Below are 16,623 nucleotides of genomic sequence, written 5' to 3' on the forward strand. Positions count from 1 at the left end.
GAATTTTGCCTGGGGCTGCGTTGCTCCTCGGTCACAGCCCCACTGGCGGGGGATGCTCGCTCGTCGCGCCTTGCCCCAGGCCAAATTGGGCGCAACGAACGTGAGCGTATTTACGAAACGGACCACTAAGGGCACACTGAGTCTGATGCGGTGGCTCTTCGGGCGCCTGGACTGGCCAATCACCTGGCTCGAAGGTGGCGTCTGCACTTGCCGACCGATCGCCGGCATACAGGTGCTGGCAGTCAGCGGGATCGAGGTTGAGCCGATTTTCCTGCAAGATCAGGTGGTTGGGAGCGTCTTCAACGACGGCGAGGCCCGGCATTGTTTCCTGGGCGGCATCCTGCCACGGGACAGTCTGGCGTCTCGAGATTACCAGACTGGCCAGGCTTACGAACAATTAGAGATCGCCCTGGCTCAGATCGGAATGGACCTTTCTCATCTGGTGCGAACCTGGTTTTTCTTGGACAGCATCCTCGCGTGGTATCGGGAGTTCAACGAGGTTCGCAACGAAGTGTACGTCCAGCGGCGACTGCTGGAAGGGTTGGTGCCCGCCAGCACAGGCATCGGAGGACGCAACCCCAACGGCGCCGCTTTGACGGTAGGGAGCTGGGCCATGCAGCCGTTGCACGGAACGGTGTGCGCGGCAGCGGCGCCCTCTCCCTTGCAATGTCCGGCGCCCACGTATGGAAGTTTTTTCAGCCGCGCCGTGGAAATCACGGCGCCGGATCTGCGGCGCTTGATTGTCTCCGGAACCGCGAGCATCACGCCCGACGGACATACGGCGCACGTCGGCGATTTGTCCGGTCAGATCGATCTGACGTTCCGCGTGGTAAAGGCGATTCTTGAATCGCGCGGCATGAATTTCTCGAACACCGTCCGCGCCATCGCTTATCTCAAGCGCGCCAACGATGGGCCTTTCTTTGAGCGCTGGTGCCGAAAGCGTGGATTGGAAAGTCTGCCGATGCTGACAACGCGCGCTGATGTCTGCCGGGACGACCTGCTGTTTGAGCTTGAATTGGACGCGATTGCGCCGGACCAGTCTTGCCTGGCTGTAAACCGCGAAACTCGTAGCGCAGATTTGTAATCGGAAAGGCATCGGTACTGCCGACGCCATCAAACTGGCCGACGCGCCGCAGAATCCAATTCTGTGATACGGCAGATTACAAATCTGCGCTACAGCCGGACAACCGACCCAATCCTGTCGGCCTCATGTTCAAGCTGAAAATATGGATTAGCCTGCTGTGCGTATTCGCCGGAGTTGCAGCCGGCGTTTGCGGCGCGCCGCGATTTGCTCAGGCAGCCGAGCCCGAACTGCGGACGCGGATTGACGCCCCGCTGCTCTTCGTGAAGCGGCACTCCTACACAGGCATCCACATTTACGACACGTTCTACAAATGGCCGCCGGGCGGCGGCGGCATTCACGTGCTGGAGAACCCGTCCGCGCCGCGCGCGGAGTGGACGATTCGCGCCGTGATCGATCCCGCGACGCCGCAGACGTTGGGCGTTGGCGTCTATAGCCATCCGGAGCTTTCGTGGGACGCGACCAAGCTGCTCTTCTGTTTCAAGGGCGAACCGCAGGGCAGCACGAGCATCTTCGAGATTGGCATCGATGGGAAGAATCTGCGGCGCGTCACCGATCCCTCGCCCGGTTGCGCCGATTACCGCGGCGCCGGCCAGGGGCAGCACGACATCGCGCCGGGCTATTTGCCCGATGGCCGGATTGTCTTCCTTTCGACGCGCCGGAACGGGTTGGTCCCGTGCAACAATACCGGCGTGGCCATCCTTCATGTCATGAACCCGGATGGCTCGGACATTCATCTCATCTCCGTCAACAACGTCAATGAGTTCGATCCCGCGGTGCTGGCCGATGGGCGAATCCTGTTTGGCCGCTGGGAATACGTGGATAAAAACGCGCTCACGATCCAATCCCTGTGGACCATCAATCCGGACGGCACGCAGGAAACGGCGCTGTTCGCCAACAACATGGTCTTTCCCGAAGCCATCCTGGACGCGCGACCGGTGCCGGGCTCGCATTGGGTCGTCGGCACATTTGCCAAGCATAACGGCCCGCCGCGTGGTTCCATTGCCTTCATTGATCCGCGCCTGGGCAAGAATGAACCGCGCGCCATTACGAACCTGGAGCATCCCACGCAGCCGACGTTCGATCTCGGCAACTCCTGCGAACCGTGGCCGCTCTCGGACGAGGTCGTGCTGTTCAGCGGCCGGCCTGCCGGCCATTCCCGGAACGTGATTGAAATGATGGACCGCGCCGGACGCCGCGAGACCCTTCTGTCCGATGCGGAAACTTGCCTGCACTCGCCGATGCTCGTGAAGCCGCGGCCGCGTCCTCCCGCGCTCGTAGACGCCACGGACCGTCATCAGAGCAGCGGACGCTTTTTCGTGCAGGACATTTACCAGGGGCTGTCGGGTGTGAATCCTGGCGAAGTCAAGTGGCTGCGCGTCCTCGAGGAAACTTCGCGCGTCAGCGGCTCGCCGGGTTCCCCCGATCCGTACAATCAAACGTTTCTCGTCAGCGCGGCCCTCGCGTTCAGCGCCAAGAATTACCTTGGCGTCGTTCCCGTGGATGAAAGCGGATCGGCGTATTTCGAAGCCCCGGCGGGTCGTGCTCTGTACTTCCAGGCGCTGGATGGCGAAGGGCGGCTGGTCCAGAGCATGCGCTCATTCGTGCAAGCCGCGCCCGGCACGACTCGATCGTGCATCGGCTGCCACGAACACAAGTCCAGTGCAGTGCCAAACACAGCCATTCTTCCTGCCCATAAACCTGAAGGTAGGGCGAGCCTGTCCCCAGCGAGCCGAGTCGGACGTGTTCCAAGCACGTCGAGCGGCTCGCCGGGACGGACTCGCCCTACCGGGTTCAAGGGCCGAGTGCATGGTTCTGAAACCAGGCAGGCTCTCCCCGAACCCACCCCTTCACCCCTCCCAGGAGGAGAACTTGAAAGTGGCGCCGAAAACGAAGCTTCCCTCCTGGGAGAGGCAAGGGGTGGGTTCAGCGAGTTGGAAGCCAAGCACTCATCAGTTGGCCAGGACGGACCCACCTTGCCGGTGGACCGCGCTCCGAGCCGTTTGCAGCCGGAAAGCTGGGGCAGCGGTTCAGTCGATTACCCAAGCCGGATTCAGCCGATTCTGGATCGACGCTGCGTGAGCTGCCACGGCGGCGAGAAAGGCATCGCCGCCGGCATGGACCTCTCCGGCGGCTGGACCGAACATTTCAACATCAGCTACGAAAACCTTGCGAACCGCCGCGAAACGCAGTTGATCGCCTACTGGATCGCCGGGATCGATTGCATGAACGGAACCGCGCTGTGGTCGGCGCAAATCTTCCCGCCACGAAGCCACGGTTCGGGCGCGGCGCCGCTGGCTGATTTGCTCGTCCGCGGTCACGAGGGCCGGCTGCCCGATCTCACGCGTCCCGAACGCGACCTGCTGATGGCCTGGATCGACTCGAACGGCCTCTACTACGGCACCTGGGATTACACGCAACACGGCTACACGATCAAAGAGTGGGGCCGCATCAGGGATGCGGTGATTGGGGAGATGAAGGAAGCGGGCTGCCTGCGCTGTCACGGCGATGGCCAACGCCCCTCCTATTTCGAGAACGCTTGGCTGAATCTCAAGGAACCCAGGCTGAGCTGCATTCTGAGAGCGCCACTGCCGAAGGACGCCGACGGATTTGGCCTGGGCTCTTGTCGCGATCGGGCGGTCGATCCGCGCCGTCAACGCATTCATCTGCTCTGGAACGGCTACGCCCACGCCGTCCTGCCGCCGGAAAAATTTCCGAAACATCCAGTGATTCTACCGAACCCGGAAGGCGAGCCGATCCTGACATTTGCCTCTACGAACGATCCACATTACCAGAAGATGCTTGCGATCATTGAGGTGGCGCGCGTTCAGGTTCTTGCTTCACCACGCGTGGATATGCCTGGAGCGCAGCCGATCCGAGGCGCTTGCCGTGAGGTTGTGCCAACTGGATTGTCGAAACGGTCCTTCTAGGTCTTCCCTGAAGTAGCATTGCACCGATGGCTCAACAAGCTGGTGCAGCGACCCCACGCTCCAGGTTATCCTTTGCCCAAATCTCTTCGAATACCGCAGTTCTGCTTGAGGGGGGCGTGCTTGCCCCGTAATCATTCAGCAGTGTCCTGGCTGGTGGCCAGTACAGAAACGGGCCAATACGCTCGAGATCGAAGAGCCGCAGATCTCGTTGATCCTCGTTCATTAGCCACCTTGGCCATTCAAATCGGTCCAACAGTGACGTTGGTGTCCAGAAGTTTCATGGTTCGCGAGTGTCAGCGCGCATCTCTTCCCAGTCGCGCGGGAACGTGAGCTTGCTGGAGTGGAGAGCACGAATGACGTCTTCTCGAGACAACTTTGTGGTCTTATCCGGCTTGGGAAGCCGCTGCAAACGATACCCGTTTTCTTCCTCAATGATCCAGAATCTCTCGTGAGGCACGGATCCCGGTATCGTCGCACGATGCTCCGAATCAATCGTCGTCGTCTTCATGCGCGGAATCATTCATGAGGACTTTTGCCATTGAAGCCGTTTCACGGACCAACTTGCGGCGGGCGGTCGCCCATTCTGTCAATCTCGTCACGGGAGTCTGCTCAACATCGAACCTCGGCTTCGATATTCACCGACGCTTGACTCAGATCAAACCGCGCCGCGAATGAGTGTTGTCAAATGGCGGGGACCGGAAACCACCTTTGCTTATGCCGACGCTCACGCAATGTTGTCGCGCGGCTGCGACGCCGCTTTTCCTCACTCTCGCCTCTTTCGCCGTCTCGACTTACGCAGCCAGCAACTCAGGGCCACCTAAAGCGCCACAGAACGTTTCTTCAGAAGGCCTGCTCGCCGAGTTTCTTCGCGGTCCGATGCGCGGTGTGGAGAATATTGTTTTCGCCGCGCGGGGCGTGAACCCGACTGACGGCCACTGGTACGCCAACTTTGGTTACTATGCGCACGACCCGAACCGCAAAGCCTACGCCGAAGGCGCCAGGCTGTATCGGTTGAATCTGGTCACACGCCAACTCACGACGCTGCTCGCCGACTCTCGCGGCGGCGTGCGCGATCCGCAGGTCAGTTACGACGGGAAGAAGATTCTGTTCAGCTACCGCAAAGGCGGCACGGACAACTATCATCTGTACGAACTCGACCTTGAAGCGGCGAACGCAGGCGGTGCGATTTCTCGCGATGCTGGCGCCCCTCGAATCTCGAGCAGTGGAGGAACTATCGCCACGGTTCCCCTCACCCTGCCCTCTCCCCAAGGAGAGGGTTTCGTGGCGACCGACCCAGATTCTTTCAATCTGCCCTCGTTTCTTCCGCGACGGGAAACAATTCTCCCTCTCCCCCAGGGAGAGGGCCGGGGTGAGGCGGAACGCAACACCGGACTGACACCGACACAGAGATCTGAAACCAAGGGCCAATCGCCAATCGCCAATCCGAAGGAATTCCGCACTCCGCATTCCGCACTCCGCAGTTGAAACAACTTACCGACGGCCCGTTCGACGATATTGAGCCGACGTATTTACCCGATGGCGACATCGTGTTCGTGAGCAGCCGGTGCAAGCGCTGGGTCAATTGCTGGCTCACGCAGGTCGCCGTCCTGCATCGCTGCGGTCCGGACGGCTCGAACATCCGCGCGATTTCGAGCAACAACGAGCACGACACCTCTGGGCCATGAACCCGGACGGCACCTCGCAAATGACCTGGTACGGCAACATGCACCCCGGCACGACGATGATCGATGCGAAATCCATTCCGGGGTCCGACAAAATTGTGGCGAGTTTCAGTCCAGGCCACGACCAGCGCGAACACGACGGCACGATCACCGTGGTCGATCCGCGCGGCGGTTCCGATGCGAAACAGTTCGCCCGCGCGATCAGCCGCACGCCGCAGTTTCGCGATCCCTGGGCCTTCAGTGAAGACTGCTTCATGGCGGCCCATCGCGCGGCTGTTTTCGGATGGACGCAACGAGCCGAAGAGCAACTACGATCCGCGCACGCTCGGTTCCTCCGCCAGCAAACTGCTCTCCATGCTCGACGGCGCGCATTACGACGTCAAAGCCACGCCGCAGCAGAAGAAATTGCTGCGTCTCTGGATTGATTCCGGCGCCGCCTACCCCGGCACGTATGCCGCGCTGGGCTGCGGCATGATTGGAAATTACGCCGAGAACAATCAGATCAATACGGGGTTGAACTGGCCGGCTACGCAGGCCGCCTCGGCGGTGATTCGCGAACGTTGCGTCGCGTGCCACGACAAACCTTCGCGGCTGCTCCCGCAAAGCCTGGCGGACGAACGCGGCGTTTCCTTCTGGCAACCGAGCCTGGATGATCCGCGCTTGCTCACGAGCCGGCACGTTGTTTTCAACCTGTCCCGTCCTGAAAAATCTCTCATGCTCCTGGCGCCGCTCGCTCCGAGTGCCGGAGGGTGGGGATTGTGTCAGGCGAAAGGATCTGAAGGAACGACAAAAGAAGCGCCGCTTCAAAGCAAGGACCGCGAATCGTGCGCTGTTTTCACGGACACGACCGACCCGGGCTATCAAAAGATTCTGGCCATGATCGTGGCGGGCAAAGAATTCCTCGAACGCGACAGCACGCGGTTCGACATGACGGAGTTTCGCCCGCGCGCGGATTGGGTCCGGGAAATGAAACGCTACGGAATTTTGCCGGCCACTTGCGAGCCGAACGAACGGCTGGATGTGTATGCCGTCGAACAAAGCTATTGGAAATCGCTCTGGTATCCGGGGCGTGAATTCCAGGCGCGATAGTATCTCTCTCGAAGAAATTTATCTCCAGAAAATCGAGCCAGCATGCCTGACGTTCGGGCCGGAAACCCGAGTAATGTTCGACGCGCGGCAGCAGCGACGGCACCGACCATTGGATTAGTCCGACGCTCACGAGCGCTTGAGGGTCGGCGGTCTTGATCGCGGCCAAAGGCGCGACTACAAACCAACGCCGATTCATGGGAGGTTCCCTTGGTTTCAGAACCAAGCACATGGCCCCTGAACCTGGCATGCGGAGCGCCGGTCTCCGACCCGGCGCACTGCGGCGACGCCTTGTCATCGCGCCGGGTCGGAGACCGGCGCTCCGGTGACGTGCCTGGAACACGTCTGACTCGGCTCGCTGGGGACAGGCTCGCCCTACCGTCTGGTTCACGGGGAGAATTGCGCGGCGAGCGCCTGGTCCGCGCGGACGGACGCCGAGGGCAATATTCTGCGGCTGGAGGAACAGGACCGCTCGCGCTGGGACCCGTCGATGATTCGACGCGGGATGTTCCACCTGGCGAAGTCCGCCGCGGGAAACGACATCACCGCCTACCACCTCCAGGCTGGCATTGCAGCCATTCATTGCACGGCGAAGGATTACCGGTCAACGGATTGGCGGCAAATCCTGGCGCTTTACGATCGCCTCGTGGAGATCGACAATTCGCCGGTCGTCGCGCTGAACCGAGCGGTGGCGCTGGCACAGGTTTGCGGGCCACGCGCGGGGATCGAGGCGATCGAAAGCTTCCGCCACGCACGCGCTCGAATCGTATTATCTCTTCTACGCGGTGCTGGCGGAGTTCGAGACGCAGTTGAAGAATTTCGACGCCGCGGCAGGCCATCTCCGCAGAGCCATTGAAATGACCGATCTGAAGTCGGAGCGCGCCCTGTTATCGAAACGACTGCAAGCCTGCCAGGCCGTCTGAGGCGAGGTGATCAGCGGAAGATGCGCTCGCCCGCGCGGGAGCGATAAGGGTCGCTGCCCGGGATGAACCAACGGAACTTGCCGCGGCGTTTGGCTTCGAAATCGTACTGGAAGAGAACAGCGACCTGATTGGCGCCGCGTTCGCCATCCCGGAGCGCCTGAAATCCGTAGCCGTAAACCAGCGACGCAAACCAGGAACCGGAAGGCGAAATGAACATCAACCCGCCGCCTACTCCGCTGTGCCAATGCCGGGACTGTTCCAGTCCGGAGAGCGAATCCACGTGGCCTGTCGCGCCAAAAACGGTCATCCGCCAGTTTTTGCCGGGCACGAACGGAAATGAGTATTCGCCGTTGACCAGAGCGAAATGCGTCGCAGAAAGCTCCTGGAAGTAATAGCCCGGAATGTTCAACGAGAATTCCGAAGCAAAAGGGAGGAGGCCGCCCAGACGAAACGCGCTGAAACGATCCGGTTCCACGACCGTCCCCGCCGTCAGGCTCAGCTCAAAAAGCTGTTCCGACTGGAGCGAGGTATAACGCATGAGGCCGCGTCCCCAAAAGAGGTGCGACCGCGCTTCGGTCAGGCGATCTCCGGCAAAACCGTAAGGACCTCGGTCCGTGCGCCAATGCGTTTCATGCCAGAGCGACAATTCCATTCCGACGGGCTCGGTCAAACTTGGCTCTTCGCCGCCAAAGCGAAGCCCCGTCCGCACCTTCAACGTGGTGCCGTCATTCGGCGGCTCAAATTCCAGGGCGGTATCGCTGTCCCGTTTGTAAAAGGATTCATGGACGCTCCCGCGCACCACGACCCAAAGCGGCACCGTTTGATTCGGATTCAGGCGCTGATAAAGGCTCGAAGAAAGTTCGCCTCCATGGCCGGTGAACGACTCTTGCCGGCGATACGTGCCGTCTCGAATTTCGGAGTAGGTATCCGCGAAACCTCCGCCGGAAAGCCCCAAGGACACATCGCTGTGAGGACCGAGCAGTCCCTTGAAACCCAGATCGCTGTCCAGGTAGATCGGAGCCAGGGCCAGTCGCAGTGTGAGGTTGGAGGACAGGAAGCCCGGTTTGTTGTAGTAATAGAATCCGTAGGCAGCGATGGGGCCGCGGCCTTCGACCGGCTGATTGTAGCCCATCTGAACCAAACGCCGCTCAATAGGGTCAATTTGACCGCAGACCGAAACGGGGAGAACCGCACCGAGGAGAAACCAGAACCAGTATCCTCTGAACGTCACGCGCCGAATTATAGAAATGCGCCGCGACCCAGCAAGTTGATTTCCTTCTTGGTCAGGTCGCGGCCTTCAGTATGATCGCGGCGTGAAAACTGTGCGCAAATTGCTCCACACGCGTTATCGGGTCAATGATCTGGAACAAACCCTGAAGTTCTATCGCGACGTGCTCGGATTACAGGAGACGCGCCGCCACAAATCACCCCGGGGTTCTGAACTGGTTTTCCTGAAGGCGCCCGAAAGCGAGGAACTCATCGAGATTTGCTATTTTCCCGCGAGCGGCTCGGTGCAAGTCCAGGCTGATCTCACTCACCTGGCCTTCGAAGTGGACAGCCTGGATGACTTCGGCAAACACCTGGCCTCGCTGGGTTATCGGTATTCGGACGGCCCTCACTACAAGGAGAACGGCGGGGGATTTGCGTTTGTCGATGCGCCCGAAGGTTACGAGATCGAGTTGATTCAACCGCCGAAGCGCACCGGGCCGGAAGCCGGATACTGAGGGATTTCACTCTAATTTGGGCCGGGGCCCCGCCCCCACCTCTTAACGCCCTCATTCTCCTATCCTGCACGGGAGAGGCAATTTCAATCCGTAGTCCTGGAGCGACATCTTTAGTCTGTGGACGACATTTGGCGCAAAGGCCGGCCATTTTTTGCCAGGGATGGGGAAATGGAGTTTGGGAGTAGGGGACTGCGAGTGTTGGAGTATTGGAGCATTGGAGTAATGCACCTGCGTCTCAGCACTCCTGGTGCGATTCAAACTGTCGGTCAGCGAAGTCTTCTCCCTCTCTTTCCGAAGGGAGGAGAGGGTTGGGGAGCGGAGGTGCGTCCGATTTCGGTTTTCCAAGAAACCCCTCTCTCCAGCTTTCTCCCCACTCGTTCCTCGCGGGGAGAGAGGGGAGCCAATCGAATCGCGACTGCCCGGCGCTTTTAATCGCACACCACCACTTCCCTACTCCATTGCTCCAACACTCCCTCCCGTCCGCCTCATAGTTTCCTTCGACGCATCATCGAATCCAGGGCCACGGCCAGAACCAGCACTGCGCCGAGAATGATCCCTTGCCATTCGGAGGAGACTCGCGAAATGATCAGCACGTTCTTCATCAGGGCCATAAAGAACACGCCGATCATGGCTCCCCCAATCGTGCCCTTGCCACCGGTCAAACTGGCGCCGCCGAGAATCACCGCCATAATCGCCTGCAATTCCGCCCCCACGCCAACCGTGGAGCTGGCGGTGGCGATGCGCGAGGCATAGACTACGCCGGCGAGCCCGGCGATCAGTCCCATGAGCGTGAACGAAATGATTTGCAGCCGCTCCACATGGATGCCGGACAAATGCGCCGCTTTGGCGTTGCTCCCGATATAATAATACTGGCGGAAGAATCGCGTGTGGGCCAAAGCGTAATGCGCCAGCAGCGCCAGCGCGATCATCAACCAGACCGGCGCCTGCAATCCGATGAGTTCGGCCTGGCCAAATCTTGTGAAGGAGTCCGGAAGAAAAGTAATCCCTGGCCCGCCGATCAACAGCGCCAGCCCTTGAAAAACTCCCATCGTCCCGAGGGTCGTGATCAATGCGTTGACACGCACTTTTGCCACAATGAAGCCGCTAATGAATCCGCCGAGCGCCGCCGCGGCCAGGCCGCCCAGCACCGCGAGCGGCACTGGAACGCCGGCCCCTTTCATCAGCCAGCCGGTGATCACGCCCGCTAGCGACGCCATTGCCCCCACGGACAAATCGAACACACCGCCAACCATCATGATCATCATGCCAATGGCAAGAATGCCCTCAAAAGCGAGATTCCGAAGTATCGCGGAGAAGTTCGCAGCGGACCGGAAAGACACAGGGAACAGGATCGAAAACAGCCCGATAATCAGCAGGCACAGGATGGCCAGAGCGAACTCGCGCGACCAAATTTGTCGGCGAAACAGACGTCTGGCCGGCGCTGATTGGACTGCATCGGACGCGGCCTCTGTTGATCGTGCTTCAGTCATTTGAGGCTCTTTCTTTCCATGATCCAGAAGGTAGGGCGAGCCGTCCTCGGCGAGTCGGACTTCACTCGAGCACCTTCCGTCGGCTTGCTGAGGACAGGCTCGCCCTACCGTTCATGGTCCTCATGCACACCTTTGGGCCTGGAAGCTTTCCATAATGTCTGCCGTTGGTTCATGATCTAGGAGCGCCGTTCGCGATCGTTGCGCAACGGAGCACTTTTTCTTCCGAGGCTTCCTCGCCAGCGAGCTCGCCGACGATGCGTCCGTCGCGCATTACCAAAACGCGGTCCGCCACCGCCAGGACTTCCGGCAAATCCGACGAGATGACGATCACGGCCGTGCCCTGGCGCGCCAGTTCCCGCAACACACCGTGGACCTCAGATTTGGCGCCGACGTCGATGCCGCGAGTCGGCTCATCGACGATCAACACCTTCGGATTCGCCAACAGCCATTTGGCCAGGACGATTTTTTGCTGGTTGCCGCCGCTGAGTTCCTGAACGGGCTGGTTCACATCCCGGCAGGCCACGCGCAAGGTTCGCCGAAATTCCTCCGCCACCGTGGCTCCTTGGTGATCGTTGAACCACCAGGTCCCAAAGTCCTGCAGTCGAGCTGCCACGATGTTCTGGACGATGGCGCGGTCCAGGAACAAACCGCCGTCCTTGCGATCCTCTGAAGCGTAGCCCAGTCCGGCGGCAATCGCCTCAGCGGGCGACTCGAGCTTCACGCATTCACCATCGACACGAATTTCTCCGGACGCTCTCGCTCGCGCGCCGAACAAGGAAAGCGCCAGCTCCGTTCGGCCCGCGCCGGCCAGACCAGCCAGCACCAGAATTTCACCGCTCCGAACCCGAAATGAAATGTCCTGCAAATACGGGCGCGATCCGCGGAATTCTTCCGCGTCGCACAACGAGACGACCTCCAAGCGGACCGGGCTGGTATGCGGCCCGACGTGGTTTTGGCGCTGATGTAGCGACAAGTCGCGTCCCACCATTCTGGCAATCAACTCGCCAGGATGGGTCTCGGGAACCGCGAACGTTCCCTGCCCGGCGCCGTCCTTCAACACCGTGACGCGATCCGCGATTTGGAAAATTTCCTCCAACCGATGCGAGATGCAGATGATGCCCACAGCTTCGCTCTTGAGCTGCGCAATCACACGAAACAATGCGCTCGTCTCCGTTTCGGTCAGCGGGGCCGTCGGCTCGTCAAAGATGATCAATCTCGCCCCCACGGAAAGCGCTTTGGCGACCTCGACCAATTGCTGTTGCGCGGGCGAAAGGAGATCGACCGGAACATCCGGTTCCACCGCCAACGACACGCGGTCGAGCCAGGCCCGAGCTTGATTGTGCAGGTTCCGGCGATCAATCCGGCCCCAACGATTGACCGGTTGCCGGCCGGCGAAAACATTCTCCGCGACGCTGAGCGGCGCGAAGAGGCTCCGCTCTTGAAACACAATGGCGATGCCCATCCGCTGCGCCGCCTGTTCGTCAGCGATGACCACATTCGCGCGCCCCTGAATTTCAATCGTGCCTTCGTCGGCCTGATAGACGCCGGCCAGAATGTGCATGAGAGTGCTTTTGCCGGCGCCATTTTCGCCAACCAGCGCCTGGACCTCTCCAGCCCGGACCTCCAAGTCCACTCCCTTGAGCGCCTGCACGCCCGGAAAGCGTTTGTGGATTCCGCGCATGACCAGGAGAGAGGCCGAAGTGCCATTGCTCATAACACTCTGCCCCCCCCGACTCATCCGCGCTTCGGACATGAAGCGGTGGAACGCGTCCCTAGCAGTTCATGGAAGGCTTCCCTGTACTGATTACCCTGCTCTCGCCCCATGAGCCCGGTAGGGCGAGTCCGTCCCGGCGAGCCGCTCGACGTGCCTGGAACACGTAAGATTCGGCTCGCTGGGGACAGGCTCGCCCTACCGTCTGGTTCATGGGAAAGCGCCGCGTTCTTCATGCCATTACGTCCGTCATCCATCGGCTGATTTGAGCGCTGAGTTCCTCGGCCACCGTTTCCAAACAGCCGGGCTCCATGAGTGCCACTTCCACCTGGTAAAGCGATTTTCCGTAATCGGATTTCTCCGGGAGGTACGACGCCCAGCCGTTGGCAATCGCGGCGAAAATCAGCGGAGTGTTCGCAAAGCGCCGCTGCAATTCGGCCTGCAGCCAGTGATACGGCTCGCCGATGATCGCCAGCCACACCGCGTCCCCCATCCGCCAGGCCCAGAGACTCAGGGGATACGCCGGGCCTTTTGGTAAATGCGCGAAGAGTGTCAACCAGCGTTGCTTCCGTTCGACCATGGCACGCGCCTCCCGTGCTGCCTCCTCATTGCCCGCCGCCCGCGCGGCGGTTTCCTCGGCGCAGAATTTCTGCATTTCCTCCTGCACAGTTTGAACCGCAGGCAAGTCGCGGCGATATGGAATAGGGACCTGCCAATGGCGGAACTGAAACTGCGACCACCGAGCAGGCCACTCGCCGCTTGTGGCCCGACTGTACCGCCAATCACCAAGGGTCGCGCCGGAAACGACCGCCCCACGATAGATCAAGTCGCACCCGGCCGGCGGGAGCTCTTCCAAAGCGCTCAACGCCGCATAGGCCACCTGCCGGCCATTCTGGTCCGCGACCGACGGATCTCCCACATAGCCCACGCGCGGACCGATGTCGCCGCACGGCGCCAGCAGAAAGACGCACGGCGCTTTCGTCGCCTTTTCCACCGTCGCGCGCAACGCCCCGACGTAATCCGGGCTGATCAACGTGTTCTCCCACGCGAGCGTCGTTGGATGGCACGGGTAGTTGACGAACGTCGCGATTGTCTTGCCCCTTTTGTTGGTCACGCGCACGACGCCTGCTTCGAGATCAGTCGTTTCGTCGGGGTTGAATCCGCAGGCAAACTTCCCGATCTGCGCGTCCCAAAAGTCGCGGTTGTGTCCCATGCGACACGGAGCGCTACCGTAAGTGAAAACCGCAGGCTGCAGGGAGCGGCGCGCTTCCTGGTACGTCTCCGCGAGCTTGGCCGGCAACGCCGCCATGTAAGGCGGAATCAAATCGCCGCCTGGCAGACCGACCCGATCATAGCTTGTGTTGGCCGCGGCGTGGGTGTGCGAGAAGGCAAACACGATTCTGGATCGTTCAATCCCGATCAAGTCGCTGGTCTGTTGAAGAACTTGCTGCATTTCCGCCGGCCAGAACAAGCAATGATCCAGCGCGATGACAACGACGCCCTGGCCTGCGGACTCCGCTCCGCTTTCAGTGGGCGGTTCAAAAATCACCACGGTCGCCGTGAGCGGACGATGGACACCCGTGGCGCGGTCGTGAGTAGCAGCCCCCCAGAAGCGATGATAAATGCCGACCGGCGGCGTGATGTCACACCTGGCCAGCCCAAAGTTACAGCGGCTCGTCGGAGTGGGAACGCGAAGCATGTTCATGATCTTTTGCGGCGAACGTCATCGTATTTATGTCCATGACCACTCAGCCATCGGCCGTCGATTCTCCAGCTATTCCGTGCCGCTAATGTATCCGGGATGATGATCCAGGATCAACACTTCCCATATCTAGATCCCGTTCCCTTAGGGTCCGTGCAAAAATAACTTCGGACTTTTTTTGCACGGACCCTAAGGAGAATTGACCTCGATCAACGAAGGGCAAATCCAGGGAGGCGAATGTGAGTAACCGTTTCTTCACACACGGAGTCATCGAAGGCGGAACGGAACTTGCAAACATGAATTGCATGAAGACTTGCTTTCGGGTTGGAGTGTTAAGATCAAATCGTTGGAGTGCCTTTCAATTCTTTTACAGAAATCGAAGGATTGTGCTCGCGTGCGCGGTCGCGCTGGCTGGCGTTCGATGGGCTGCCGCGCAGTCCGGCGGCAACAACAAACTGGAGGAGTTGGTCGAGGCCGAGTCGCCGCCGCGATTGTCGTTTTCCGTCGCCGGCCGCAACCTGGTGTTGGAATATGCGCTCCAGTGGCAGGGATCGTTCACGATTTTCGAGATCGGCGATTTGGGTGCGCCATTGGAAACGGCGCGGCCTGTGCATGCGGGGCGTTCACCTTACTTGCATCAAGGGAAATTCATGCTGCCGAAGCCGTCGGATTCGCCGGTCCAATCCGATTGAATCCCCGGTTGCGGCGGAACGTCGAAGGAATCGAGTTCGCCGGCTGAATTGCTGGAATTTGGGCGAGCGGACTTTACATTGGCCGCCGAAAACACTTTAAGTCCAGGTTTCAATTCCAATTCCAATATGAGACGTTCATCCGCGACCGCTTGCTTTTCCTGCGCAGCCTGGTTCCTCGCCGCGTCGGTTTTCATCCAGGCCAACGACTGGCCTCAATGGCGCGGGCCAAACCGAGATGGGATCTCCGCCGATACAGGTCTGCTGAAGAAATGGCCTTCCGGCGGCCCGCCGCTGTCCTGGAAAACGACAGGCCTGGGCGCGGGTTTCTCCGGCGTTTCGGTGGCGAAAGGCAAGATTTTCACCATGGGGGACGGCCCTGATTCCAGTTTCGTTCACGCTTTGAACGAGAGGGACGGAAAACTTTTTTGGTCCGCCAAAGTCGGAAGGCCCGGAGATCCGGGCGGCTATCCCGGACCGCGGGCCACGCCGACGGTCGATGGCGACCTCGTCTTAGCGCTCGGCCAATTCGGGGACCTGGTATGTCTGGAGACCGCCAGCGGCCGGGAGAAATGGCGCAAGAGTCTGACGAAAGATTTTGGCGGCAAACTCATGTCGGGTTGGGGCTATTCCGAGTCGCCGCTGGTCGATGGCGACAAAGTGATTTGCACGCCGGGCGGATCCAGGGGAACCGTCCTGGCTCTGAACAAGACCACGGGCGAGGTCGTCTGGCGCAGCCAAGCTTTGACGGACGCCGGGGCCTATGCGTCGCTCGTTCCGGCGGAGTTTGGGGGACGCAAACAATACGTCGTGTTGACGGACGCGAGCGTGGCCGGTCTGGCGGCGGAAAACGGCGACCTGCTTTGGCGCGGACCGCGCCGAGGATCGACCGCGGTGGTGGCGACGCCGATTTTCCATGACGGATTCGCGTACGTCACGTCCTCCTACGGCACCGGTTGCCACGCTTTCAAAATCACGCCCTCGGACAACGCGTTTAGCGCGACCCAGGTGTATGCCAACCGAACCATGGCCAATCATCACGGCGGCGTCGTGCGCCTCGGCGATTTCGTGTACGGCCATTCCGAGGGCAAAGGCTGGGTGTGTCAGAATCTCAAAACGGGCGAGATGGTCTGGAGCGACAAAAGCCTCGGAAAAGGCGCGATCGCGTGCGCGGACGGCCTGCTCTACCTGCGGAGTGAAAGCGGCAAAGGAACGGTGGCGTTGGCCCAGGCTACGCCTTCCGGCTACAAAGAAAACAGCCGCTTCGACCAGCCCAATCGGAGCAACCATAATAGTTGGCCGCACCCGGTGATTGCCAATGGCAGGCTTTATCTCCGGGACCAGGACATTCTCCTGGCCTACGACATAGCGGCCCGGTAGCCGGGGCCGTTGACGAAGCAGTTCGCGACGGTGGAGCGACGCTCCTGCGGAGCTTTTCTTCGATGGCATTGGCTCGGCAGAAGCCTCGCCCCACCTTTTAACTAACTATAGCCTGTTGCGAAATAGGCTTATTCGCGAGCGGTTTTCTTGCGACTGGCAGGGGGTCTTGCTGGGATCAAGCGCTCCTTATTTGCAAGGCTCAGTTCACGCAAGCGTTCCTGCAAG

At 60.3% G+C, this 16,623-nt stretch carries 16 protein-coding genes; 10 read left to right on the top strand and 6 right to left on the bottom strand.

What is annotated here, in order from left to right:
* Nucleotides 1-52: 52 nt before the first annotated feature.
* Together FJ398_16955 and FJ398_16960 are read left to right on the top strand one after the other, a co-directional pair.
* A complete protein-coding gene (locus FJ398_16955; protein MBM3839621.1) occupies nt 53-1,084 on the top strand; it encodes a hypothetical protein in 1,032 nt (343 codons plus the stop codon).
* A gap of 125 nt (nt 1,085-1,209) precedes the next feature.
* Nucleotides 1,210-4,011: a hypothetical protein gene (locus FJ398_16960; protein ID MBM3839622.1), complete on the top strand. Its 2,802-nt coding sequence runs from the start codon at nt 1,210-1,212 to the stop codon at nt 4,009-4,011.
* Nucleotides 4,012-4,288: 277 nt separating this feature from the next.
* Here FJ398_16960 and FJ398_16965 read toward each other — a convergent pair whose 3' ends face one another.
* Nucleotides 4,289-4,519: a hypothetical protein gene (locus FJ398_16965; GenBank protein MBM3839623.1), complete on the bottom strand. Its 231-nt coding sequence runs from the start codon at nt 4,517-4,519 to the stop codon at nt 4,289-4,291.
* Nucleotides 4,520-4,725: 206 nt separating this feature from the next.
* On the opposite strand from FJ398_16965, the gene FJ398_16970 reads away from it, so the two are divergent.
* From FJ398_16970 to FJ398_16990, 5 genes are all read left to right on the top strand, one after another.
* Entirely contained in the window at nt 4,726-5,496 is a 771-nt protein-coding gene (locus FJ398_16970; GenBank protein ID MBM3839624.1) for a hypothetical protein, read from the top strand.
* A complete protein-coding gene (locus tag FJ398_16975) occupies nt 5,439-5,696 on the top strand; it encodes a hypothetical protein (GenBank protein ID MBM3839625.1) in 258 nt (85 codons plus the stop codon). Before FJ398_16970 ends, FJ398_16975 begins: the two co-directional genes overlap by 58 nt.
* Nucleotides 5,693-6,118: a hypothetical protein gene (locus FJ398_16980; GenBank protein ID MBM3839626.1), complete on the top strand. Its 426-nt coding sequence runs from the start codon at nt 5,693-5,695 to the stop codon at nt 6,116-6,118. Before FJ398_16975 ends, FJ398_16980 begins: the two co-directional genes overlap by 4 nt.
* Nucleotides 6,048-6,782, top strand: a complete 735-nt coding sequence (locus tag FJ398_16985; GenBank protein ID MBM3839627.1) for a hypothetical protein — start codon at nt 6,048-6,050, stop codon at nt 6,780-6,782. Before FJ398_16980 ends, FJ398_16985 begins: the two co-directional genes overlap by 71 nt.
* A 487-nt stretch (nt 6,783-7,269) precedes the next feature.
* Nucleotides 7,270-7,635 (top strand): hypothetical protein, encoded by a 366-nt coding sequence (locus FJ398_16990; protein MBM3839628.1) that lies wholly within the window; start codon nt 7,270-7,272, stop codon nt 7,633-7,635.
* A 77-nt stretch (nt 7,636-7,712) separates the two neighbouring features.
* Here FJ398_16990 and FJ398_16995 read toward each other — a convergent pair whose 3' ends face one another.
* Complete coding sequence (locus FJ398_16995) at nt 7,713-8,933, bottom strand: hypothetical protein (protein MBM3839629.1); 1,221 nt, start codon at nt 8,931-8,933, stop codon at nt 7,713-7,715.
* A gap of 82 nt (nt 8,934-9,015) precedes the next feature.
* On the opposite strand from FJ398_16995, the gene FJ398_17000 reads away from it, so the two are divergent.
* Entirely contained in the window at nt 9,016-9,426 is a 411-nt protein-coding gene (locus tag FJ398_17000; GenBank protein ID MBM3839630.1) for a VOC family protein, read from the top strand.
* A 485-nt stretch (nt 9,427-9,911) separates the two neighbouring features.
* Here the strand turns inward: FJ398_17000 and FJ398_17005 are convergent, their stop codons facing one another.
* The 4 genes from FJ398_17005 to FJ398_17020 form a co-directional block, all read right to left on the bottom strand.
* On the bottom strand, nt 9,912-10,916 hold the full coding sequence (locus FJ398_17005; protein MBM3839631.1) for an ABC transporter permease: 1,005 nt from the start codon (nt 10,914-10,916) through the stop codon (nt 9,912-9,914).
* A gap of 169 nt (nt 10,917-11,085) precedes the next feature.
* On the bottom strand, nt 11,086-12,630 hold the full coding sequence (locus FJ398_17010) for a sugar ABC transporter ATP-binding protein (protein MBM3839632.1): 1,545 nt from the start codon (nt 12,628-12,630) through the stop codon (nt 11,086-11,088).
* Between the two features lie 20 nt (nt 12,631-12,650).
* Entirely contained in the window at nt 12,651-12,884 is a 234-nt protein-coding gene (locus FJ398_17015; GenBank protein ID MBM3839633.1) for a hypothetical protein, read from the bottom strand.
* Nucleotides 12,860-14,332 carry a hypothetical protein gene (locus FJ398_17020; GenBank protein MBM3839634.1) on the bottom strand — a complete coding sequence of 491 codons (1,473 nt, stop codon included), beginning with the start codon at nt 14,330-14,332 and terminating at the stop codon, nt 12,860-12,862. The genes FJ398_17015 and FJ398_17020 overlap by 25 nt, the downstream gene beginning before the upstream one ends.
* A gap of 383 nt (nt 14,333-14,715) precedes the next feature.
* On the opposite strand from FJ398_17020, the gene FJ398_17025 reads away from it, so the two are divergent.
* Complete coding sequence (locus FJ398_17025; GenBank protein ID MBM3839635.1) at nt 14,716-15,021, top strand: hypothetical protein; 306 nt, start codon at nt 14,716-14,718, stop codon at nt 15,019-15,021.
* A gap of 126 nt (nt 15,022-15,147) precedes the next feature.
* Nucleotides 15,148-16,398: a polyvinylalcohol dehydrogenase gene (locus tag FJ398_17030; GenBank protein ID MBM3839636.1), complete on the top strand. Its 1,251-nt coding sequence runs from the start codon at nt 15,148-15,150 to the stop codon at nt 16,396-16,398.
* Nucleotides 16,399-16,623: the final 225 nt, after the last annotated feature.

The sequence above is a fragment of the Verrucomicrobiota bacterium genome (assembly GCA_016871535.1).
GTDB lineage: Bacteria > Verrucomicrobiota > Verrucomicrobiia > Limisphaerales > SIBE01 > VHCZ01.